The sequence below is a fragment of the Xanthomonas bonasiae genome (assembly GCF_014836395.1).
Taxonomy (GTDB): Bacteria; Pseudomonadota; Gammaproteobacteria; order Xanthomonadales; family Xanthomonadaceae; genus Xanthomonas_A; species Xanthomonas_A bonasiae.
Genome location: NZ_JACSQX010000019.1, coordinates 42,717 through 64,356 on the forward strand (window position 1 = coordinate 42,717; position 21,640 = coordinate 64,356).

The 21,640-nt window shown below is 69.1% G+C and carries 14 protein-coding genes and 1 riboswitch; of the genes, 4 read left to right on the top strand and 10 right to left on the bottom strand.

From position 1 onward, the window contains the following. Positions 1-48: 48 nt before the first annotated feature. The 5 genes from H9658_RS21610 to dusA form a co-directional block, all read right to left on the bottom strand. A complete protein-coding gene (locus tag H9658_RS21610) occupies positions 49-1,629 on the bottom strand; it encodes a DUF1800 domain-containing protein (protein WP_191826902.1) in 1,581 nt (526 codons plus the stop codon). Positions 1,630-1,765: 136 nt separating this feature from the next. Continuing rightward, complete coding sequence (locus tag H9658_RS21615; protein WP_179570531.1) at positions 1,766-3,136, bottom strand: ATP-binding protein; 1,371 nt, start codon at positions 3,134-3,136, stop codon at positions 1,766-1,768. 85 nt (positions 3,137-3,221) lie between these two features. Continuing rightward, entirely contained in the window at positions 3,222-3,905 is a 684-nt protein-coding gene (locus tag H9658_RS21620) for a response regulator transcription factor (RefSeq protein WP_003469280.1), read from the bottom strand. 76 nt (positions 3,906-3,981) lie between these two features. Next, positions 3,982-4,314, bottom strand: a complete 333-nt coding sequence (locus H9658_RS21625; RefSeq protein WP_369916706.1) for a hypothetical protein — start codon at positions 4,312-4,314, stop codon at positions 3,982-3,984. Positions 4,315-4,750: 436 nt separating this feature from the next. Continuing rightward, a complete protein-coding gene (gene dusA / locus H9658_RS21630; RefSeq protein ID WP_191826904.1) occupies positions 4,751-5,770 on the bottom strand; it encodes a tRNA dihydrouridine(20/20a) synthase DusA in 1,020 nt (339 codons plus the stop codon). 143 nt (positions 5,771-5,913) lie between these two features. Continuing rightward, positions 5,914-6,167: riboswitch (cobalamin riboswitch) on the top strand. Positions 6,168-6,380: 213 nt separating this feature from the next. On the opposite strand from dusA, the gene metE reads away from it, so the two are divergent. Next, positions 6,381-8,672, top strand: a complete 2,292-nt coding sequence (metE, locus tag H9658_RS21635; RefSeq protein WP_191826905.1) for a 5-methyltetrahydropteroyltriglutamate--homocysteine S-methyltransferase — start codon at positions 6,381-6,383, stop codon at positions 8,670-8,672. A 225-nt stretch (positions 8,673-8,897) separates the two neighbouring features. Here metE and H9658_RS23235 read toward each other — a convergent pair whose 3' ends face one another. Continuing rightward, on the bottom strand, positions 8,898-9,941 hold the full coding sequence (locus tag H9658_RS23235; protein ID WP_318241515.1) for a S1C family serine protease: 1,044 nt from the start codon (positions 9,939-9,941) through the stop codon (positions 8,898-8,900). Between the two features lie 367 nt (positions 9,942-10,308). Between H9658_RS23235 and H9658_RS21645 the strand changes: the two genes are divergently transcribed. Beyond that, entirely contained in the window at positions 10,309-12,273 is a 1,965-nt protein-coding gene (locus tag H9658_RS21645; protein WP_191826907.1) for a choice-of-anchor X domain-containing protein, read from the top strand. A 177-nt stretch (positions 12,274-12,450) separates the two neighbouring features. Here H9658_RS21645 and H9658_RS21650 read toward each other — a convergent pair whose 3' ends face one another. Genes H9658_RS21650 through H9658_RS21660 form a run of 3 tightly spaced genes read right to left on the bottom strand, consistent with a single transcriptional unit; the run spans position 12,451 to position 18,266 of the window. Beyond that, positions 12,451-13,893 (bottom strand): efflux transporter outer membrane subunit, encoded by a 1,443-nt coding sequence (locus H9658_RS21650; RefSeq protein WP_406848153.1) that lies wholly within the window; start codon positions 13,891-13,893, stop codon positions 12,451-12,453. A 5-nt stretch (positions 13,894-13,898) separates the two neighbouring features. After that, a complete protein-coding gene (locus H9658_RS21655; protein WP_191826908.1) occupies positions 13,899-17,045 on the bottom strand; it encodes an efflux RND transporter permease subunit in 3,147 nt (1,048 codons plus the stop codon). A 9-nt stretch (positions 17,046-17,054) separates the two neighbouring features. Beyond that, positions 17,055-18,266, bottom strand: coding sequence for an efflux RND transporter periplasmic adaptor subunit (locus tag H9658_RS21660; protein WP_191826909.1), 1,212 nt, complete (start codon positions 18,264-18,266; stop codon positions 17,055-17,057). A gap of 159 nt (positions 18,267-18,425) precedes the next feature. Here H9658_RS21660 and baeS point away from each other — a divergent pair, with 159 nt between their 5' ends. Next, positions 18,426-19,805, top strand: coding sequence for a sensor histidine kinase efflux regulator BaeS (baeS, locus tag H9658_RS21665; protein ID WP_191826910.1), 1,380 nt, complete (start codon positions 18,426-18,428; stop codon positions 19,803-19,805). Beyond that, complete coding sequence (locus tag H9658_RS21670) at positions 19,802-20,485, top strand: response regulator (protein ID WP_191826911.1); 684 nt, start codon at positions 19,802-19,804, stop codon at positions 20,483-20,485. Before baeS ends, H9658_RS21670 begins: the two co-directional genes overlap by 4 nt. Before the next feature lie 109 nt (positions 20,486-20,594). Here H9658_RS21670 and purU read toward each other — a convergent pair whose 3' ends face one another. Next, complete coding sequence (gene purU, locus H9658_RS21675; protein ID WP_191826912.1) at positions 20,595-21,446, bottom strand: formyltetrahydrofolate deformylase; 852 nt, start codon at positions 21,444-21,446, stop codon at positions 20,595-20,597. Between the last annotated feature and the right edge of the window lie 194 nt (positions 21,447-21,640).

The window sequence follows — 21,640 nt, forward strand, 5'->3', positions numbered from 1 at the left end:
GATCGCTGGATGCGGCGGCGATCGCCGCACCCAGCGCTATGGACCGGATCAGCGATAGTTGAAGTCGGGCGATGCCAGCAGGAACGCATTCCATTCCTGCTGCGAACGCGCCTGCGCCAGCGCCTGGCGGGTGGCCTCGCCGAGCTGCGGCTCGATCGCCTGGTAGTACAGCGGCGTGGTCAGCTGCGGAAAACCGCCACGCTGCTGTCCGTCGCGGGTGAACAACTGGGTGTTGCCGCCGCCGATCGCGCGCGCGATCTCGAAACGCTGCGCCATCTGCCCGGAACTGTTCCAGGCGCTGGACTGCAGCGGCCAGCCGTCGGGGGTGATGCGCCCATAGGTCGGTTCGCCCATCTGGCTCAGCCAGCCCAGCAGCGGCTGCGGATTGACGAGGGTCTGCCCGTCGTAGGCCAGGCGCAGCGACGACACCAGGAAGCGGTACGGATCCTTGAACTTGTGCGGCGCGCCGGCGGCCATTTCCGGCGCGGTGAACATCACCTGCAGCACGTCGGCGATATCGCCATCGCTGCGCTGGAAGGCGCGCGCCATCTTCTCCACCAGCGCCGGCGGCGGATCGTCGGCGACGAAATATTCGGCCAGGCGCCGCGACACGAAATGCGCGCATGCCGGCTGGCGCACGATCAATTGCACCGCGCGCTCGACCTCGTCGAAACCGCCGCCGGCGATGCGCTGGCCGAGCAGGGTCTTGTCGCCGGGCTGGTGCCGCGCCGGATTGAATTCGAACGCGCCGCGACGCAGGTAGTGCGCCTGCTGCGGCGGCGGCAGTTTCGGCGGCGCGTCGCGGTTGGGCGGAGCGATGCCGACACCGGTCAGGATCAGCGCCAGTTGCTGCACGTCGTGCTGGCTGTAGCCGCCGTCCACGCCCAGCGTGTGCAACTCCATCAGTTCGCGCGCGTAGTTCTCGTTGACCTTGCCCTTGGCGTTCTGCGCGTTGTCCAGATATTCGAGCATGGCCGGGCTCTGCAGCGTCGCCATCACCAGGTCGGAGAACTTGCCCAGCGCATGCGGGCGGATCGCGTTGTCGGTGTAGTCGGCGACGGTCCAGTGCAGGCGGCCCTTGTCGGCGAACACGCTGAAATGGTTGAGCCAGAACCACACCATCTGCTCGCGCAGCTGGTCGCGCGAATACACCGCGCGCAGCAGTTGCGCCTGCCGCGCCTGCGCCAGCAACGCATCGGCGCGCTGCTGCAAGGCCTTCTTCGCGGCGACCTTGGCCTCGCCGTCGGGCATCGCCTTGATGTACTGCTGGCGCGCGTCCAGTTGCTTGAGCAGCTCCTGCACCGGCGTATGCAAGGCCTCGTAGCCGTCCAGTTGCGTGCGCACCGCGGCAGGCAGGGCGGCGTCGCCGCTGGAGGCCTGCAACTGATCGCGCAGGAAGCGCTTGCGACCGTCGCGCTGCAGCTGCGATACGCTGGCGCTGTCCAGGCCGGTGGTCATCGATTGCAGCCAGCGCGCATCGTCGCGCTCCAGCACCTTCTGGCTGCCGGCGATGGCGCCGACGGTGAACAGCACCAGCAACAGCGAGAGCAACAGCCGCTGCGTGTTGCGCAACGCGCGGCGCCCATGCACGCGCAGACGCGATACGGGACGATGCCGGGGCTCGGGCATGCGGCGCTCCTTGAACGGAAAAACCGGGTGTGACGACTCGCGCAGTATCCGCGCCTGCCTGGCGCGGGCGTTAAGCCGATGTCGGAAACCGCCGCGGCGTTTGCGCGGGATTCACCTGCAGCGCACGCACCGGCTGCTACAGGCCCGGCGGCATGGTCACCAGGAAGCGCGCGCCGCCCAGTTCCTCGGAACGGCTTACCTGCAGTTCGCCGCGATAGCCCTTGACCAGGTCCTGCACGATGGCCAGGCCGATGCCGTGGCCATGCACGCGTTCGTCGCCGCGCACGCCACGCTGCAGGATGTGCGCGACTTCCTCCGGTGCGATGCCGGGGCCATCGTCCTCCACCGACATCACCAGGCCGGCGCGGCGGCTGCCGGCCGCCGGCGCCGGACGCACGCTCAGCAGCACCCGCCGCCGCGCCCACTTGAAGGCGTTCTCGAGCAGGTTGCCGAGCAGTTCCTGCAGGTCGCCGGGTTCGCCGTGGAAGCGCGCGCTCGGCTCGATGTCGAACTCGCACAGCACGCCCTTGGCAGCGTACACCTTCTCCAGGCCGCGCACGATCTCTTCGGCATTGGGCTCGATCGGCAACGGCGCGGAGAACAGCTTGTGGCCGCTGGAAGCGGCGCGGCTGAGCTGGTAGGTCACCAGGTTGTTCATGCGCCGCAACTGCGCGTCCAGTTCCTCGCGCAGCTCCGGGCCGTCGTTGCCGCTGTCGAGCTGGGTGCGCAGTACGGCCAACGGCGTCTTCAGGCTATGCGCCAGGTCGGCCAGGGTGTTGCGCTGGCGGTCCAGATTCTCGCGCTCGCTCTCGATGAAGGCGTTGATGCTGTCGGTCAGCGGTTCCAGCTCGCGCGGATGGCGATCGCCCATGCGCACCGCTTCGCCGCGCTGCACCTTGGTCAGTTCGTTGATCACGCGTCGCAGCGGGCGCAGACTCCATTGCAGAATAAAGGCCTGCAGCAGCAGCAGGATCAGCCCGGCGCCGCCGAGGTTGAACCACACCCGGCCGCGGAACACGCGCAGTTGCGCACCCAGCGCGCGGGTGTCCTCCATGATGTAGATGGTGACCGGGGTTTCCTTGTCGCGGCGCACGTAGGCCAGGCCGATGCCGTAGCGGTAGACCTCGCCTTCGCTGCCGTCGATCTGGGTCATCGGCCAGGGGCCGTCGAAGGTTTCCTGGCGCGGTTCGAGCATGCCGCCCCTGGGCGGCAGCGGGCCCTCGCTGGACATGGAGATCCAGCGCTCGTTGGGCATCACGATCTGCGCGTACAGGCCGCTGCCCGGCCGGTCGAAATGCGGGTCCGGCGGCGGCTTGTCGTTGTTGATGTACAGCGAGCCGTCGCGCGCCACGTCGACGTTGTTGGCGTAGGCGGTGGCGTAGCTCTTCAGGCGCTCGCGCAGGTTGCTCAGCGCGGTGTCGGCGAAGGCCTGGTCCAGCGCATAGCCGGCCGCGGCCAGGAACGCCACCAGGCTCAGGCTGGCGGCCAGCAACTGGCGCGCCTGCAACGAACGCGGGCGCCAGCGCTTGTACCACTTGGGCCGTGCCGCCACGCTGTCGCGTCCTTCGGTTGCTCGTCGCAGGCGCGTGGGATCAGCCTTCGGTGCGCGGGATCGCGAACCGGTAACCGCGACCGCGCACGGTCTCGATCGGCTTCAGTTCGCCGTCCGGATCCAGCTTCTTGCGCAAACGGCCGATGAACACTTCCAGCACGTTGGAGTCGCGATCGAAGTCCTGCTGGTAGATGTGCTCGGTGAGGTCGGCCTTGGAGACCAGTTCGCCGGCATGCATCATCAGGTACTCGAGCACCTTATATTCGTAGCTGGTCAAATCGACGTTGCTGCCGCTGACGCTGACCGTCTGCGCCGCCAGATCCAGCGCCACCGGCCCGCATTCCAGGGTCGGCTTGCTCCAGCCCGCGGCGCGGCGCAGCAGCGCGTTGACCCGCGCCAGCAACTCCTCGACGTGGAACGGCTTGACCAGATAGTCGTCGGCGCCCTGCTTCAGGCCCTCGACCTTGTCCTGCCAGCTGGAACGCGCGGTGAGGATCAGCACCGGGAACTTCTTGCCTTCGTCGCGCAGCGCCTTGATCAGCTCCATGCCCGACATCTTCGGCAAGCCGAGATCGATGATGCCCACGTCGAACGGCACTTCGCGGCCCATGTACAGGCCTTCCTCGCCGTCCTGCGCCGCATCCACCGCAAAGCCTTCGCGCTTCAGGCGAGCAGCCAGGGTCTCTCGCAGCGGAGCTTCGTCTTCGACCAGAAGGATACGCATGAACTCTCCCTAGTTACTTACAGATGGCCGGCGGCCGGGGCAGTGTGTATGACAAGCTGAACCAGACTATCCGGGCTCAGGGGTTATCGCCGCGTGGTGGTTCCTGCGCATCGCTCGGGCGCGGCACGCGCGGCGGCGTGGCGCGGCCAGGCTGCGGATCGTCCATGTAGCGCACGCGGCCGCGGCCATCCATGTACTTGACGCGATTGATGTCGCGCCCGTCGAACGGCACGCGCTCGGCACCGAGGATCTGTCCACCGGTAGACCGCTGCACCCGGCGCACCGCATCGGACAGCGAACTGCCGTTGTAGTCGCGCGCCCGGGGCGCCTCGCGGGCTGGCGCCATCGGCGGCCCCCCTGGCGGACCCGGCGGACCCGGCTGCTGCGCCCAGCCATGGCCGGCCGCCATGAGCGCGAGTGCGATCACGGCAGTGGTACGGCAGCGGCGGAGAGTGGGCGAGGTCACGAGGTGGCATCCTAACGGACTGATCGGAAACGTTCAAAAGTTGTGAAACGCGACACCTGGCAGCGGCGCAGCGACTTCGCAAAATCGAGCCAAATTCTTGATTTTTCGGGGTGAATCCGATCTGAACTTTTCCTGCCACGGCCGCCTTCGTTCAGTGAAATGAACTCGCGCTGCCGCGCCGGCGGGCGCTTGTCGACGCCCCTCAGCCCCGCCTCGGCAAGGGTCTGCCGCTCCCGCTGGTAGGGGGACCGGCTGCCGCAGGAAGCTGAACAAAGTAACTGAACGCGCATCCAAAAGGGAGGTGTAGCGTCTGTCAGGACAGCTTGCGTTGGGGACCCGGGAGCGGAGCGCGGACGAATGGCGACCCCTCCGGACATCACTACGCTGCGACCTGCGGTGTCCCCGTGGTCATGAGCAACGCCTGTTCCACTAGCGCCCAATCCGCGCCCGGCCGGTGCGCGCCCTCGCTGAGCACCTGGCGGAACGCGCGGCCACCGGGCTGGCCGTGGAACAGGCCAAGCAGATGGCGGGCGATGTGCTTGAGCGCAACGCCGTCGGCCAGGCGCGCCTGGACATACGGCTGCAGCGCGCGCAGCAACTCGGCACGCGGCCGCGGCGCGGCGCCGGTCAGGGCCGCATCCAGCCGGTGCAGCACGTAGGGATCGTGGTAGGCCGCGCGCCCCAGCATCACCCCATCGACCGACTGCAGCTGCGCCCGCGCCGTGTCCACGTCGGCCAGCCCGCCGTTGAGCACGATCTGCAGCTGCGGCCGCTCGCGCTTGAGCCGGTAGGCCCAGTCGTAGCGCAGCGGCGGTACCTCGCGGTTCTCCTTCGGCGACAGGCCCTGCAGCCATGCGTTGCGCGCATGCACCACGAACAGCCGGCAGCCGGCGGCGGCGACCTGGTCGACGAAAGCGAGGAAGACCCCGTAGTCGTCGTCCTGGTCCACGCCCAGCCGGCACTTCACCGTGACCGGGATGTCCACCGCCTGCACCATCGCCGCCACGCACTCGGCGACCAGCGCCGGCTCGCGCATCAGGCAGGCGCCGAAGCGCCCGGCCTGGACCCGGTCGGACGGGCAACCGCAGTTGAGATTGATCTCGTCGTAGCCCCACTCCTGGCCGATCCGCGCCGCCTGCGCCAGCAGCGCCGGATCGCTGCCGCCGAGTTGCAGCGCCAACGGATGCTCGACCGCATCGAAGCCCAGCAAACGCGCGCGATCGCCCAGCACCACCGCGTTGGCGTGCACCATCTCGGTATACAGCCGCGCCGACGGTGCCAGCAGCCGGTGGAACACGCGGCAGTGGCGGTCGGTCCAGTCCATCATCGGCGCGACGGACAGGCGCAGGGAGGCGGCGTAGGCCGCGGACAGGGCGGGAGCAGGAAGCGAAAGCGTCATCGGGCGCGGCGGTGCTGCGCTCCCGCCTGCGGCGGAAGCGTGAGAGCATTGGCTTTGGGATCAATAGCTTACACGTTCGCCATGAACGCTGCCGATGCACGCCCGCAAATTCACTTGGCGCTTGACCAACCGCCGCATCCGGCCTATCGTGCGCTCGCCGAAGGTATCCATCGCTTCATTCGGATGAAGGGATGGATTTAAACGGGAATCCGGTGAAGGCCGGCGCCGCAAGCGCCTGCCCATTCCGGAGCTGCCCCGCAGCGGTGAATGGAAACGACCTCCGTCAATGGCACTGGGCCGGCGCATGCCGGCCTGGGAAGCGACGGACAGTAGGTGCGCAGCCGGCACGGTGCGCTCGTCCATCAGCCCGAATACCGGCCCCGGCCGGAGGACCTGTGCGTCCTCCGATTCGACCTGGCGCCTCCGCGGGGAGGCGGCCGGAAGCCGTGCCGTGGCCCTGCGCCGCGCCGCGCTCTTCCGCCTGCCCGCGTGGCGCCGGTTCGCCCGCGGGGGCGAAGGTCGCTGGCGTGGCGGGCGTCCCGTGCGAACGGGCGGACGGCGCGCGGTTCCTTCGTTCCTCAATGCCCATGAACGCAATGAGGAAACGCAAATGACGATCGTGACCAACCTGGGCTTCCCGCGCATCGGTGCGCGGCGCGAGCTCAAGCGTGCGCTGGAAAGCTACTGGCGCCGCGAAACGGATGAGGCAAGCCTGCAAGACACGGCGCGGCAGCTGCGCCAGCGGCATTGGCGGCTGCAGGTCGAAGCCGGGGTGGATCTGCCGCCCAGCAACGACTTCAGCCTGTACGACGCGATGCTCGACACCGCGTTCCTGTTCGATGCGATCCCGCAGCGCTACCGCGCGCTGGCCGATGCCGATCCGCTGGCCGGCTACTTCGCGATGGCGCGCGGCTCGCAGGAGGACGGCCTGGACCTGCACGCGCTGGAAATGACCAAGTGGTTCGACACCAACTACCACTACCTGGTGCCGGAACTGGCACGACGCCAGCACTTCCGCCTGCGCGGCGACAAGCCGCTGGCCGAGTTCCTGGAAGCCAAGGCGCTGGGCATCACCACGCGCCCGGTGCTGATCGGGCCGGTGACCTTCCTGCTGCTGTCCAAGACCGTGGACGGCAGCGACCGCTGGGCGCTGCTGGACAGCCTGCTGCCGGTCTACGCCGAGCTGCTGCAGCAGCTCGACGCGGCCGGCGCCAACTGGGTGCAGATCGACGAGCCGGCATTGGTGCTGGACCTGGACGAGGCCGCGCGCGACGCCTATCGCCGCGCCTATGCGTTCCTGGCCCAGGCGCCGCGGCCGAAACTGCTGCTGACAACGTACTTCGGCGAACTGGGCGACAACCTGGAACTGGCCGCGGCGCTGCCGGTGGACGGCCTGCACGTGGACCTGGTGCGCGGCGTGGCGCAGCTGGACGCGGTGCTGCAGGCGTTGCCGGCCGACCGGGTGCTGTCGGCCGGACTGGTCAACGGCCGCAACGTGTGGCGCACGCCGCTGGACAATGCATTGACCCTGGCGCGCTACGCGGCCGGGCATGTCGGCCTCGAACGCCTGTGGCTGGCGCCGTCGTGCTCGCTGCTGCACGTGCCGGTGGATCTGGAACAGGAAAAGGCGCTGGACCGCGAGCTGTACGCCTGGCTGGCCTTCGCCAGGCAGAAGCTGCAGGAACTGCGCACGCTGGCCGACGCGCTGCACGAGCTGCCGCACGCGCAGGCCGAACTGGTCGCGGCGCGCGAAGCGCTGGAGGCGCGGCGCGCATCCGCGCGCGTGCATCGTCCGGAAGTCACGCGCCGGGTGGCGGCGCTGGGCGAGGACGCCGGACGCCGGCAATCGCCATATCCGCAGCGGCGCGACGCGCAACAGGCGGCGCTGCGGTTGCCGGCCTACCCGACCACCACCATCGGCTCGTTCCCGCAGACCGCACAGGTGCGGCAGGCGCGCGCGCAGCACAAGGCCGGCAAGCTCGGCGATGCCGAGTACGACGCGTTCCTGGCCGCCGAGACCGAGCGCTGCGTGCGCACGCAGGAGCAGATCGGGCTGGACGTGCTGGTGCACGGCGAGTTCGAGCGCAACGACATGGTCGAATACTTCGGCGAGCAGCTCGACGGTTTCGCCTTCACCAAGCATGGCTGGGTGCAGAGCTACGGCTCGCGCTGCGTGAAGCCGCCGATCATCTACGGCGACGTGCAGCGGCCGGCGCCGATGACGCTGCGCTGGGCCCAGTACGCGCAGTCGCTGACCGACAGGCCGATGAAGGGCATGCTGACCGGGCCGGTGACGGTGCTGCAGTGGTCGTTCGTGCGCGACGACCAGGAACGCGCGCAGACCTGCCGGCAGATCGCACTGGCGCTGCGCGACGAGGTGCGCGACCTGGAGGCGGCCGGCATCGGCGTGATCCAGATCGACGAGCCGGCGATCCGCGAAGGCCTGCCGCTGCGCCGCGCCGACTGGCAGGCGTACCTGGACTGGGCGGTGCAGTGCTTCCGCATCGCCGCGGCCGGGGTGCGCGACGCCACCCAGATCCATACCCACATGTGCTACTCGGAGTTCAACGACATCATCGAAGCGGTGGCGGCGATGGATGCGGACGTGATCTCGATCGAGACCTCGCGCTCGCGGATGGAGCTGCTCGACGCGTTCGTGCGCTTCCGCTATCCGAACGCGATCGGCCCGGGCGTGTACGACATCCACTCGCCACGCGTGCCCAACACGCAGGAGATGGTGCAACTGCTGGACAAGGCGCGGGCGGTGCTGGATCCGCAGCAGCTGTGGGTCAATCCGGATTGCGGATTGAAGACCCGCGGCTGGCCGGAGACGCGCAGCGCGCTGGAAGCGATGGTGGCGGCGGCGCGGCAGCTGCGCGCGCAGCAGGCGCAGGCGGCGTAAGCAAGCGATTGGAGCCGACGATGCCCGGCGTGCTGCACGCCGGGCATCGCAGCGGCAGGAGTGCCCGACATGCCCGTTCGCGGGCATCGCCGCGCAGCGCCTGGTTGATGCGCCGGTCCCGGGGAGCAGGCCTGCCCTGCCGCACCGCGCTGCGCGTCGCGGGCTGATGCGACGAACACGCCGCAGACGGCAAAGCACTCCTGCAGCGCTACAGGCGAGCGCGACTCACTCCGTCGTTGCCGCAGCGGCTGCGGGCACTTGCGCGGGCACCGCAGCGGCAGTGCCGTCTGCAAACAGCAGGCTCAGTTGCTGCATGCGGCGATCGCGCCATATCTGCGCCGGCACCGGAATACCTGCGCGTAGCCCAGCCACCAGGGGCGGTACGTCCCGAGGGGCGCCGACAGGCCGGCCGTCGATCTCCAGCAACACGTCCATCGGTTTGATCCCGGCGTGCATGGCGACGCTGCCATCGAGCACCTTCACGATCCATGCGCCGCGCGCGGCAGGCAGTCCGGTGGCCTGCGCCACTTCCGCGGTGACCGGCGCGATACCCACTCCCAGCGCTCTGGGTGCTGCCGCCGCAGCGGCCACGATCTGCGTTGCGGACGGCGAGGTCGGCGGAGCAGCAACCGCGGCGGGCGTCCGCCCGCTCGGCATCCACGCCACTTCGGTGAACTTGGTGTTGAACCCGCCGAACAGCCTGCGGTAGTCGCGACTGGCCTTGGCCGCTTCGGCCTGGGTGTCGTACGCGGTGCAGGTCGTGCCCTCGTCCGGCTGGCCGTGCGCGCGCACGGTCTGCTTGAATTCTTCGGCGTACGCCGCGCTCTGCTCATAGACCGCCATCGGATCGGCGCCGGTGGGCATGGCGAAGATCTGGCTGGCGACGGTGTGCGCCAAATCGCTGCGATCGGGAATGTCGACCTGGGTCGCGTAGCAATAGAAATAGCGCGTGGTCTGCGCCGGCGGCTTGGCGGCGGCATCCCACGGCGGCGGCGTCCAGTCCACGTCGCGCCAGCTGCCCACCTTCATCAGGAACAGGCGTTTGCTCCATATGGCGCGCTGCTGCTCGCGCTGCGCCAGCGCTTCCTCGCGCCCGGGACCGAGCGCGCATTCCTTGGTTCCGGCCCCGCCCAGGCTGCCCACATGCTGCAGGAAATCGCTGGCCAGCTCGTTGCTGCGTCGCAGCCAGCCGGTGGCGTCGTCTTGATAGGACACTTCGACGACCGGCGAGGCCCAGACCTTGGCCGGCACCCCGCCGGTGTCGGTCACGCTGCAGAAGGCGAACGCGCTGCGGGTCGGCGCAGGCGCTTGCGCCAGGCCCGCGACGGGCGCCAGCGCGGCGCAAAAAATAGACAAATGCAGTGCATTGCGCAGCATCCGGACATCCCCCTGGCTGTTCCAGCATCCCCGCCGGCACCGTGGTGCCGCCCCAGCGCAGACACTAGACCATCCGCCGCGTCTGCACCACAACGCAACGCGCGCGGCGGTGCTGCAGCGCATCGTGGAACTGTCATCGTGGCGGGGTATAACGCAGTCACGTCGCGGCGAGGGGGCGCTGCATCCGCTGCGCAGGCGTGCGATCGCAATCGCGATCGCCGCACTGTCCGGCTTCGCACTGTTCAAGGAGAGAGCCGCCATGTCGACGCTACCGACGTTGTCCCTGCTGTCCACGCTGCTGCTGTCGCCCATGCTCGCGCATGCGGCCGAGCTGGTTCCCAAACAATTGGCCGGTCCTCCCGAGGAATTCGCGCAGATGCGCGCGCCGGCGCCGGCCGAGGCCGCGATCCTGTCCAAGAGCGCGTTGCTGCCGGTGGAATTCGCTTCCGCACGCAGCGGCGAGGCGGCGCAATGGCAGGCGACGCTGCCGGTGGAAAACGGCAAGCTGCGCTTCGTGCTGCTGTCCGGCACGCACGACTGGCAACCGCAGCTGCATGCGCCCGGCGCGGCGAACGCGCGCGCCAGCGCCGCCGCCATCGTGCCGAACGCGGTCGCCACCCGCCTGGGCAGTGGCGACACCGCGCTGCCGGGGCGCGAGTACCGCGTGGACAGCGCCGCCAACGGCAGCTGGACGCTGACCCTGCGCGCCGACGGCAGCGCGGCGCAACGCGGCTACCTGTTGATGGAAGGCGATGCGCGCACCCAGCTGGCGTCCTATCCCAGCGACCGCCGGCAGCTGCACAGCGGGCAACGCATCGGCCTGACCGCGATGCTCGGCGGCAGCGACAGCCACGGCGCCACCACGCTCGGCGCCACTGCCGGACACATCCGCGATGCGCAGCTGCGCGTGACCGCGCCCGACGGCACGGTGACACAGTGGCCGATGGCCGACGACGGCCGCCATGGCGACGGCGCCGCCGGCGACGGCGTCTATGCCGGCGATTTCCCGGCAAAGGCGCCAGGCAGCTATCTAGCACAGGTGGTGGTGCACGGCGAGGACGCGGCCGGCCAGGCCTTCGTGCGCACCTCCGAACACGTGCTGCCGGTGCTCGACACCAGCTTGCGCATCGCCGCCGACGCGGTGAGCGCCAGCGCACAGGACGGCACCCGCCTGGCGCTGCCGATCCCGGTCAGCGCCAGCGGCCAGGCGCCGGCGCATTACCGCGTGCTCGGCGAACTGTGGGGCACCGGCCGCGACGGCAGCGCGGTGCCGGTGGCCTGGCTCGGCGGCATGCTCGCGCCGCAGAACGGACGCCTGCCGCTGAGCGTGGACGAACGCTGGATCGTGCGTGCCGGCGCGCGCGCGCCGTTCACGCTGCGCAACCTGCGTATCGAGGACCCGGACCATTTCGTGCCGCTGGCCACCCGCGACACGCTGGCGCTGACCCTGCCGGCGCTGCGCCGCAGCAGCGTGGCGCGCGGCGGCGCGATCGACGCCAGCATGCGCATGGGCGAGCGCCCGGCGACGCTGCAGCGCGCGGCGACCGATGCGCAAGCGCAGGCGACCGGCAAGCGCCTGGTGCTGGTGCATGGCTATTGCTCCGGCGGGGTGTGGCCGGCGGCGCAGTTCAGCAACGCCTCGACCTTCCTGGACGCCAACCAGAACCGCAGCAACGACCAGTTCGCGCAATTGCTGGGGCAGTTCGGCAGCCAGTGGAATTCGTTCGGCACGGTGGCGCACAGCCAGGGCGGCATGGCCGCGCTGCACCTGTACAGCTACTACTGGAGCGGGCTGGACAATGCCAGCGGCGGGCGCGTCATGCAGTCGGTGGGCACGCCGTACCAGGGCACCAACCTGTCCGGCATCCTGGCCACGGTGGGGTCGTGGTTCGGCGTGGGCTGCGGCAGCAACAGCGACCTGACCTACGACGGCGCCAAGGCCTGGCTGGCCGGCATCCCGACCTCGGCGCGGGCGCTGGTCAACTACTACACCACCTCCTTCGCCAAGACCAACTGGTACACCAACGACTACTGCAACGCGGCGTCGGACCTGGTGCTGGACGACCCGGAGGACGGCGTGGTCGAGCAGGTCAACGCGCAGCTGCCGGGCGGGGTCAACCGTGGCCACACCACCGGCCAGTGCCACACCACCGGCATGCGCGATCCGGCGCAATACCTGGACGCCAGCCGCAACGCGACGATGAACGCCAACGCGGCGCGGTGAGGGGCCGGGATTGGGGATTCGGGATTGGGGATTGGCAAAAGCGGCTGCACCGGGCCTGCAGGCTCGGTGCAGTTTCGATCCGAATGCCGCTTTTTGTAGGAGCGGCTTCAGCCGCGACAGGCACTACCGGTAGCGCCTGTCGCGGCTGAAGCCGCTCCTACAGGCATCGGGGAGGCGCTAACGCCCTGCCTCCGCCACAGGCATGCCGCTCTGCGCGTCGGCACCGCCGCCGAGCACCTTGTACAGGGTGACGCGATTGCTGGCTTCGGTCAGGCGCAGGGTGATCAGGTCCTGCTGCGCGGAATACAGCGAGCGCTGCGAGTCCAGGGCGTCCAGGTAGCTGTCCACGCCGTTGCGATAGCGCGCGTCAGCCAGGGTGTAGCTGCGCTGGGTGACATCCACCAGGGCGCGCTGCGCGTCCATGCGTTCGTCCAGTTGCGCACGCGTGGCCAGCGCATCGGCCACTTCGCTGAAGGCGGTCTGGATGGCCTGCTCGTACTCGGCGACATTGACGTCGCGGCTGATCTTGGCTTGGTCCAGTTCGGCCTTGAGCGCGCCGGCACGGAAGATCGGTACGCTGATGCTGGGCACGAACGACCAGGTGCGGTTGCCGGCGTCGAACAGGCTGGACAGCGCGGTGCTGCTGCGCCCGGTGGAGGCGGTCAGCGAGATGGTCGGGAAGAACGCCGCACGCGCCGCGCCGATGTCGGCATTGGCCGACTTCAGCGTGTGCTCGGCGTACAGCACGTCCGGGCGCTGCAGCAGCACGCGCGACGGCAGCGGCGACGGCAGCGGCGCCAGCGCCACGCCGCGTTCCAGTGCGGTCGCCTGCGGCAACGTGTCCGCCGTCACCGGCGCGCCGACCACCAGGTCCAGCGCGTTGCGCGAGGTGGCCAGCTGCGTGGTGTAGGTGGCCACGTCGGCACGCGCGCTCTCCACGCTGGTCTGCACCTGCGCCAGGTCCAGCCCGGAGGCGATGCCTTCCTGATGCCGCGCCTCGGTGAGCTTCAGAGTCTGCCGCTGGCTGTCCAGGGTCTGCTGCGCCAGCGCCAGCCGCTGCTGGTCGGCGGCCACGGTCAGCCAGTCGGCGGCGACTTCGGCGACCAGGCTCATGCGCGTGCTGCGCTGGGTCTGCGCAGTGGCCAGATAGGTTTCCAGCGCCTCGTTCTTCAAGCTGCGGATGCGCCCGAACAGGTCCAGTTCCCAGCTGCTGATGCCGACGTCGGCCGAGTACGTACGCCCCACTTCGGAGCGTCCGCTGCTGCTGGTGGATGCGCTGCTGCGCGAGGCGCTCTGGCTGCCGCTGAGGTCCACCGACGGGTACAGGTCGGCGCGCTGGATGCGGTACTGCGCGCGCGCCTTGTCGATGTTGAGCACGGCCACGCGCAGGTCGCGGTTGTTGTCCAGCGCCTGTGCGATCACCTGCTGCAGGCGCGGGTCCAGGAACACCTGGCGCCAGTCCAGCGTGGCCACGTCGGCGGCATCGCCGCTACCGGTGCCGCTGTCGGCGAAGGTGGCCGGCACCGGCGCGTCGGGACGGGCGTAGCTCGGCGCCATGCTGGCGCAGCCGGCGAGGACACCGGCGCAGGCCAGGGCCAGCGCGGTACGGATCAGGGACACTCGGATCACGGCGTTGCCTCCTCGCTGCGCAGCGGTTCCGGTTCGGCCCGCTTGCCGGGGAACAGACTGCGCACGATCACGTAGAACAGCGGTACGAAGAAGATGCCGAGCATGGTCGAGATCAGGGTGCCGCCGAGCACGCCGGTGCCCAGCGAATGGCGCCCGCCCGAACCGGCGCCGCTGCTGATCACCATCGGCAGGACGCCGAGCATGAACGCCAGCGAGGTCATCAGGATCGGCCGCAGACGCATGCGCGCGGCATGCAGCGTGGCTTCGATCAGCGGCTGGCCCTTCTCTTCCAGTTCCTTGGCGAACTCGACGATCAGGATGCCGTTCTTGGCCGCCAGGCCCATCGTCGCCAGCAGGCCGACCTGGAAGTAGATGTCGTTGGACAACCCGCGCAGCCACGTCGCCAGCAGCGCGCCGACGATGCCCACCGGCACCGCCAGCATCACCGAGATCGGGATCGACCAGCTCTCGTACAGCGCCGCCAGGCACAGGAACACGAACACCAGCGACACCGCGTACAGCATCCAGGTCTGCGCGCCGGAAGCCTGCTCCTGGTAGGACATGCCCGACCAGGCGTAGCCGACATCCTTGCCCACCTTGCCGACCAGCCCGGCGATGCCGTTCATCGCGTCGCCGGAGCTGATGCCGCTGGCGGCGCTGCCGGTGATCTCCATCGACTCGACCCCGTTGAAGCGATTCAGTACCTGCGGCGCATACGCCCATGCGCTGCTGGAGAAGGCCGAGAACGGCACCATCGCCTCGCTGCTGTTGCGCACGTACCAACGGCCGATGTCGCTGGGCAGCATGCGCGCGCTCGCCTCGCCCTGCACGTAGACGCGCTTGACCCGGTTGTTGTTGAGGAAATCGTTGACGTAGCTGCCGCCCATCACCGTGGCCAGCGTGGTGTTGATGTCCGACGCGTCCAGGCCGAGCGCGCCGGCCTTGGCGTCGTCGATCTGCACGCGGTAGGTCGGCGCGTCTTCCAGGCCGTTGAAGCGCACCGCGGTCATGCCCTTGTCGGCGTTGGCCAGCTGCAGCAATTGCTGGCGTGCGGCGACCAGCGCGTCGTGGCCCTTGCCGGCCACGTCCTGCAGTTCCAGGGTGAAGCCGGAACTGGTGCCCAGGCCGTTGATCGCCGGCGGCGACAACGCGAACACCTGCGCGTCGGGCAGCGCGCCCATCATCGCACCGGTGATGCGGTTAGCGATCTCCTGCGCGGAGGCATCGCGCTCGGCCCAATCCTTGAGCTTGATGAAGCCCATGCCCGAGTTCTGGCTGCTGCCGGCGAAGCTGAAGCCGGAGATGGTCATCACCCCCGCCACTTCCGGCTGCTTGAGGATGAAGCCGGTGGCCTGGTCGATCGACTGCTGGGTGCGCTGCTGGGTGGCGCCGGCCGGCGTGGTGAACATCACCATCAGCATGCCCTGGTCTTCTTCGGGCAGGAACGAGCTGGGCAGGCGCCAGAACAGCAGCGCCATCACCGCGAGCAGCCCCAGATAGACCAGCCCGCCGAGCTTGCGGTGGCCGATCAGCTTGCCCACGCCGCGACCGTAGCCATCGGCACCGCGGTCGAAGCGGTCGTTGAACCAGTTGAAGAAGCGCCCGAGCAGGCCCTTGCGCGACACGTGGCCGCCCTGCGCGATCGGCTTGAGCAGGCTGGCGCACAGCGCCGGACTCAGGGTCAGCGCCACCAGCAGCGACAGCAGCATCGCCGCGGCGATGGTCACCGAGAACTGGCGGTAGATCTCGCCGGTGGCGCCGCCGAAGAACGCCATCGGCAGGAACACCGCGGTCAGCACCAGGGCGATGCCGACCAGCGCGCCGGTGATCTGCCCCATCGAGGTATAGGTCGCCTGCCGCGGCGACATGCCCTCCTCGCTCATCAAGCGCTCGACGTTCTCCACCACCACGATCGCATCGTCCACCAGCAAGCCGATCGCCAGCACCATCGCGAACATGGTCAGCGTGTTGATCGAATAGCCGAGCAAGGCCAGCACGCCGAACGTGCCCAGCAGCACCACCGGCACCGCGATCACCGGCACCAGCGTGGCGCGCCAGTTCTGCAGGAACAGGTACATCACCAGCACCACCAGCACGATCGCCTCGAGCAGGGTCTTGACCACTTCCTCGATGGAGATGCGCACGAACGGCGTGGTGTCGTAGGCGACCTCGTACTTGAGCCCGGCGGGGAAATACGGCTTGAGCTGCTCCAGCTTGGCCTCCACCGCCTTGGCCGCGTCCAGCGCGTTGGCGCCGGTGGCCAGCTGCAGGCCCATGCCGGAGGCGGCCTTGCCGTTGTACTTGGAACTGGACGAATACGACTTGGAGCCCAGTTCGACCCGCGCCACGTCGCGCAGGTACACGGTGGCGCCACCGGCCTGCGACTTCAGCACGATCGCCTCGAACTGCGCCGGGGTCTTGAGCTTGCTGCGCGAGGTGACCGTGGCGTTGAGCTGCTGGCCCTGCGCCGCCGGCAGCGCGCCGAGCGCGCCGGAGGAGACGTCGGCGTTCTGCGCCGAGATCGCGTTGCTCACGTCCGAGGGCATCAGCGCATAGGTGCGCAGCTTTTCCGGATCCAGCCACACCCGCATCGAATACTCGGAGCCGAACACGTTGACCCCGCCGATGCCATTGAGCCGGCTGATCGGGTCCTGCAGCGTGGACACCATGTAGTCGCCGATGTCGGTGCTGTCCATGCTGCCGTCTTCGGAGGTGAAGGCCAGCACCATGAACATGCTGCTGCCGGCGGACTTGGTGACGGTCACGCCATTGCTCTGCACCGCCTCGGGCAGCATCGACTCGCCTTGCGAGACCTTGTTCTGCACCTGCACCTGCGCGGTGTCCGGATCGGTGCCGGAATCGAAGGTCAGGGTGATCGAGGCGCTGCCGGCGGAACTGCTGCTGGAGGACATGTACAGCAGGTTGTCCAGGCCGGTCATCTGCTGTTCGAGGATCTGCGTCACCGAGTTCTGCACGGTCTCGGCGGAGGCGCCGGTGTAGGTGGCGCTGACGGTGATCGAAGGCGGAGCGATGTCCGGATACTGTTCCAGCGGCAGCGACAGGATCGAGATCGCGCCGGCCAGGGTGATGACGATTGCGATGACCCAGGCGAAGATGGGACGGTCGATGAAGAAACGGGCCATGGCGGTTCCTCAGTCGGCCTTCGGCGCCGCCGCGGCGCCTTGGGTGGCCGCGGGGGGCGTGGCGGTCGCGGCGGCCGAGGTCACTTCCACCGCCTTGACCTGGTCGCCGACCGCGACCTTCTGCAGGCCCTGCACGATGACCTTGTCGCCGGCCTTCAGCCCGTCGCGCACCACCCATTTGTCGCCGATCGCATCGCCGGTGGTCAGCACGCGCTGCGCGACCTTGTTGTCGCTGCCGACCACCAGCGCCACCGCCTCGCCCTTGCTGTTGCGGCTGATCGCCTGCTGCGCCACCAGGATGGCCTGCTCGTCCACCGCCATCGACAGCACCGCCTTGACGTACATGCCCGGCAGCAACAGACGATCGGGATTGGGCACCACCGCACGCAGCTTGACCGTGCCGGTGGCGGTATCGACCGCGGCATCCACCACTTCCAGCGTGCCGCTGCGCGCGTAGGTGCTGCCATCCTCCAGCTGCAGCTTCACTTCGGCCTTGCCGTCCACCGCCTTGAGCTGGCCGGCGTCGAGCTGACGGCGCAGCTGCAGCAGTTGCGCGCTGGACTGGGTCACGTCCACGTACATCGGATCGAGCTGGTTGATGGTGGCCAGCACGTCGCTCTGGCCGGCGCTGACCAGCGCGCCCGGCGTGTAGCTGGAGGTGCCGATGCGGCCGTCGATCGGCGCGGTGATGCGGGTGTAGTCGAGATTGATCCGCGCGGTCTGCAGCGAGGCCTTGGCCGCGACCACCGCCGCCTCGTTCGAGCGCAGCGTGGCCACCGCGTCGTCGCCGTCCTGCTTGCTGACCGCGTCCAGCGCGACCAGGGTCTGGTAGCGCTGCGCCTTCGGCCTGGCCGACAGCACCGCCGCCTCGGCCTGGGCCAGGTCGCCCTTGGCGGTGTCGTACGCCGCCTGGTAGCTGGCCGGATCGATCTCGTACAGCACCTGCCCGGCCTTGACGTCCTGGCCCTCGGTGAACAGGCGCTTGCGCAGGATGCCGCCGACCTGCGGGCGCACGTCCGAGGTCATGTAGGCCACGGTGCGGCCGGACAGGGTCTGGTCCAGCGCCAGCCGCTGCGCCTTCACCGTCTGCACGCCGACCTGCGCCTGCGGCATCTGCGGCGGCTGCTTGGAGGAACACGCGGCCACTGTCGCGGCGATGGCCGCGGCCAGCAACCAGCGCGAGGACGAGACGGGGAAGCGACGGGCGACGACGGGCAGCATGCGGCGAACTCACGGTTTATCCGAATGTGGCCACGCTACGGCGCGAATGTGCAGCAAATTTGGAGATTGCCGGCAGCGGCGCGGATTCGCTTGATTTCCCCTGCGGCGACGCGGCTAATACGCAACACCCCCGTCGCCGCGTCCCGCATTGCCTCTCCGATGAAACTGGGCATCACCGCCAAGCTGTTCCTCGCCATCCTCGCCGCGTGCGTGGCGGTGCTGCTGGTCAATGGCATGGCCGTGCAGGTCTTCCTCAAGCGCCAGTTCCTGGATTACCTCAACGAACAGGGCGTGGAGCGCATGCTGGAGACCTTGCCGCGGGTCAGGGCCGAGTACGCGCGGCATGGCAACTGGGACTTCGTGCGCGACAACCCCGATGCCTGGTTCGTGCTGATGCGCCCGGAGCACGGCCCCGGCCTGCCGCGCCTGCCGCCGCCGGTGTCCGACCAGACCGGCGCGGTCTTCCGCTTCGCCGTGCTCGACCAGAACTACCGCTCGGTGATCGGCAATCCCGATGTCGGCCGCGACGACATCCTGCGTCCGATCGTGGTCGACGGCCGCACCGTCGGCTGGATGGCGATGCTGCCGTTCCAGAAGGTGCTGGCGGCCGAGGACGCGCGCTTCTACCAGGCGCAGCAACGCGCGTGGTGGACGATCGGCAGCGCCTCGCTGCTGGTCGCCGCGCTGCTCGGCTGGCTGCTGTCGCGCGCCTTGCTGCGGCGCATGCGCGGCCTCACCGGCGCCACCCATCGCCTGGCTGCCGGCGATTACGCCACCCGCATCGACACCGGCGCGCGCGACGAATTCGGCCAGCTGGCGCGCGACTTCAACCTGCTGGCGCAGGCGCTGGAACACAACGAACGCGCACGCCGCGAGTTCATGGCCGACATCTCGCACGAACTGCGCACGCCGCTGGCGGTGCTGCGCGCCGAACTGGAAGCGCTGCAGGACGGCATCCGGCCGATGACCCCGGCCTCGCTGGGCTCGCTGCACCAGCAGGTCGGCCAGCTCGGCAAGCTGATCGAAGACCTGTACGACGTCTCGCTGACCGACGTCGGCGCGCTCGCCTACCGGCGCGCGCCGGTCGATCTGGCGCTGATCCTGGCCACGGTGCTGGCCGGCGTGCAGGCGCGCTTCGCCGCCGCGCCGTTGCAGCTGCAGGTGCAGATCGATGCCGGCCCGCTGCAGGTGGACGGCGACGAGCGCCGGCTGCAGCAACTGCTCGGCAACCTGCTGGAGAACACGCTGCGCTACACCGATGCCGGCGGCACGGTGCAGGTCAGCTGCGTGCGTCGCGACACGGTGCTGGAACTGGTGGTCGAGGACAGCGCACCGGGCGTGGACGCGGACAAGCGCGAGCGCCTGTTCGAACGCTTCTACCGCACCGAGGCCTCGCGCAACCGCGCCAGCGGCGGCAGCGGCCTGGGCCTGGCGATCTGCCGCAACATCGCCGAGGCGCATGGCGGCTCGATCAACGCCGAGGCCTCCGCGCTCGGCGGCCTGCGCGTGGTGCTGCGCCTGCCGGCGCTGCCGGCATGAACGGCCTGGATCCGATCGGCCACATCCTGATCGTCGAAGACGAACCGCGCCTGGCCGCGGTGATGCGCGAATACCTGCATGCGGCCGGCTATTCGCACGACTGGATCGCCGATGGCGCGCAGGCGCTGGGCGCGTTCCGCGCGCAGAAGCCGGACCTGGTGCTGCTGGATCTGATGCTGCCCAACCGCGACGGCCTGGAAATCTGCCGCGACCTGCGCAAGGAAAGCGCGGTGCCGGTGATCATGGTCACCGCGCGCGTGGAGGAGATCGACCGCCTGCTCGGCCTGGAGATCGGCGCCGACGACTACATCTGCAAGCCGTTCAGTCCGCGCGAGGTGGTGGCGCGGGTGCAGGCGGTGCTGCGCCGCCATCGCCACGATCCCAACGACGCCACAGCGCCGGGCCTGCGCATCGACGAAGACGCCTGCCGCGCCAGCGTGCATGGCCGCGACCTGGACCTGACCCAGGTGGAGTTCCGCCTGCTGCGCACCCTGGCCACCGCCCCGGGCCGGGTGTATTCGCGCGAACAGCTGATGGACCGGCTGTATGCCGACCACCGCATCGTCACCGACCGCACCGTGGACAGCCACGTCAAGAACCTGCGCCGCAAGCTCGCCGACGTCGGCGGCGAAGAGTGGGTGCGCTCGGTGTATGGGGCGGGGTATCGGTTTGAGCCGTGATTCGGGATTGGGGATTGGGGATTCGCAAGAGCCGGCAGCGCCACGGCTGAAACGGTAGTCCGTCAAGCCGCTTTTCCCAATCCCGAATCACCAATCCCCAATCCCGGCCTCACCGAAACACCACCGTCCGATGCCCGTTGAGCAGAATGCGATGCTCGACATGGCGGCGCACCGCGCGGGCCAGCACCTGCGACTCGGTGTCGCTGCCCAGGCGCACCAGGTCGCGCGGGGTCATCGCGTGGTCCACGCGGGCCACGTCCTGTTCGATGATCGGGCCTTCGTCGAGATCGCCGGTGACGTAGTGCGCAGTGGCGCCGATGATCTTGACCCCGCGCGCGTGCGCCTGGTGGTACGGCTGCGCGCCCTTGAAGCTGGGCAGGAAGCTGTGGTGGATGTTGATCGCGCGCCCGGCCAGCGCGGCGCACAGCGTCGGCGACAGGATCTGCATGTAGCGCGCCAGCACCACCAGGTCGATGCGCTCGCGCTCCACCAGCGCCAGCAGCTGCGCTTCCTGTTCGGCGCGGTTGTCGGCGCCGACCGGCAGGTGGTGGAACGGCACGTCGTACGAGCGCGCCAGCGTGGCGAAATCATTGTGATTGGACGCCACCGCGGCGATGTCCACGCGCAGCTGCCGGCTATGCGCGCGAAACAGCAGATCGTTGAGGCAGTGGCCCTGCTTGCTGACCAGCACCAGCAGGCGCGCGCGGCGCCGCGCATCGTGCAGCTGCCAGTCCATCGCGTAGTCGGCGGCGAGCGGCGCCAGCTGCACCTTCACCGCAGCGACGATGCCGTCGGCGGGCACGTCGAAATGCACGCGCAGGAAGAAGCGACCGCTCTCCTCGTCGCCGAACTGCTGTGCGTCGAGGATATTGCAGCCGTGCTCGAACAGCAGGCCACTGACGCGGTAGACGATGCCGGTACGGTCCGGGCAGGACAGGGTCAGGATGTAGTCGGGGCGCATCCGCGCAATGATAGGGGAGAATGCGGGATTCGGGATTCGGGATTCGGGATTCGGGACTCGGGACTCGGGATGGCGGGCTGCGGATGCCGCAACGACATTGCCGGGCGTCTTGCCGAATGTAGGAGCGGCTTCAGCCGCGACGAGCGAAGTGGTGCGCTTTCCTTCGCGGTAAAGCGTCGGGACTGAAGTCCCTC

What these genes read in the sequence shown, in the direction of transcription:
- H9658_RS21610 (WP_191826902.1), bottom strand. Translation starts at nt 1,629, where the DNA reads ATGCCCGAGCCCCGGCATCGTCCCGTATCGCGTCTGCGCGTGCATGGG.
- H9658_RS21620 (WP_003469280.1), bottom strand. Translation starts at nt 3,905, where the DNA reads ATGCGTATCCTTCTGGTCGAAGACGAAGCTCCGCTGCGAGAGACCCTG.
- H9658_RS21625 (WP_369916706.1), bottom strand. Translation starts at nt 4,314, where the DNA reads ATGGCGGCCGGCCATGGCTGGGCGCAGCAGCCGGGTCCGCCGGGTCCG.
- dusA (WP_191826904.1), bottom strand. Translation starts at nt 5,770, where the DNA reads ATGACGCTTTCGCTTCCTGCTCCCGCCCTGTCCGCGGCCTACGCCGCC.
- metE (WP_191826905.1), top strand. Translation starts at nt 6,381, where the DNA reads ATGACGATCGTGACCAACCTGGGCTTCCCGCGCATCGGTGCGCGGCGC.
- H9658_RS21645 (WP_191826907.1), top strand. Translation starts at nt 10,309, where the DNA reads ATGTCGACGCTACCGACGTTGTCCCTGCTGTCCACGCTGCTGCTGTCG.
- H9658_RS21655 (WP_191826908.1), bottom strand. Translation starts at nt 17,045, where the DNA reads ATGGCCCGTTTCTTCATCGACCGTCCCATCTTCGCCTGGGTCATCGCA.
- H9658_RS21660 (WP_191826909.1), bottom strand. Translation starts at nt 18,266, where the DNA reads ATGCTGCCCGTCGTCGCCCGTCGCTTCCCCGTCTCGTCCTCGCGCTGG.
- baeS (WP_191826910.1), top strand. Translation starts at nt 18,426, where the DNA reads ATGAAACTGGGCATCACCGCCAAGCTGTTCCTCGCCATCCTCGCCGCG.
- H9658_RS21670 (WP_191826911.1), top strand. Translation starts at nt 19,802, where the DNA reads ATGAACGGCCTGGATCCGATCGGCCACATCCTGATCGTCGAAGACGAA.
- purU (WP_191826912.1), bottom strand. Translation starts at nt 21,446, where the DNA reads ATGCGCCCCGACTACATCCTGACCCTGTCCTGCCCGGACCGTACCGGC.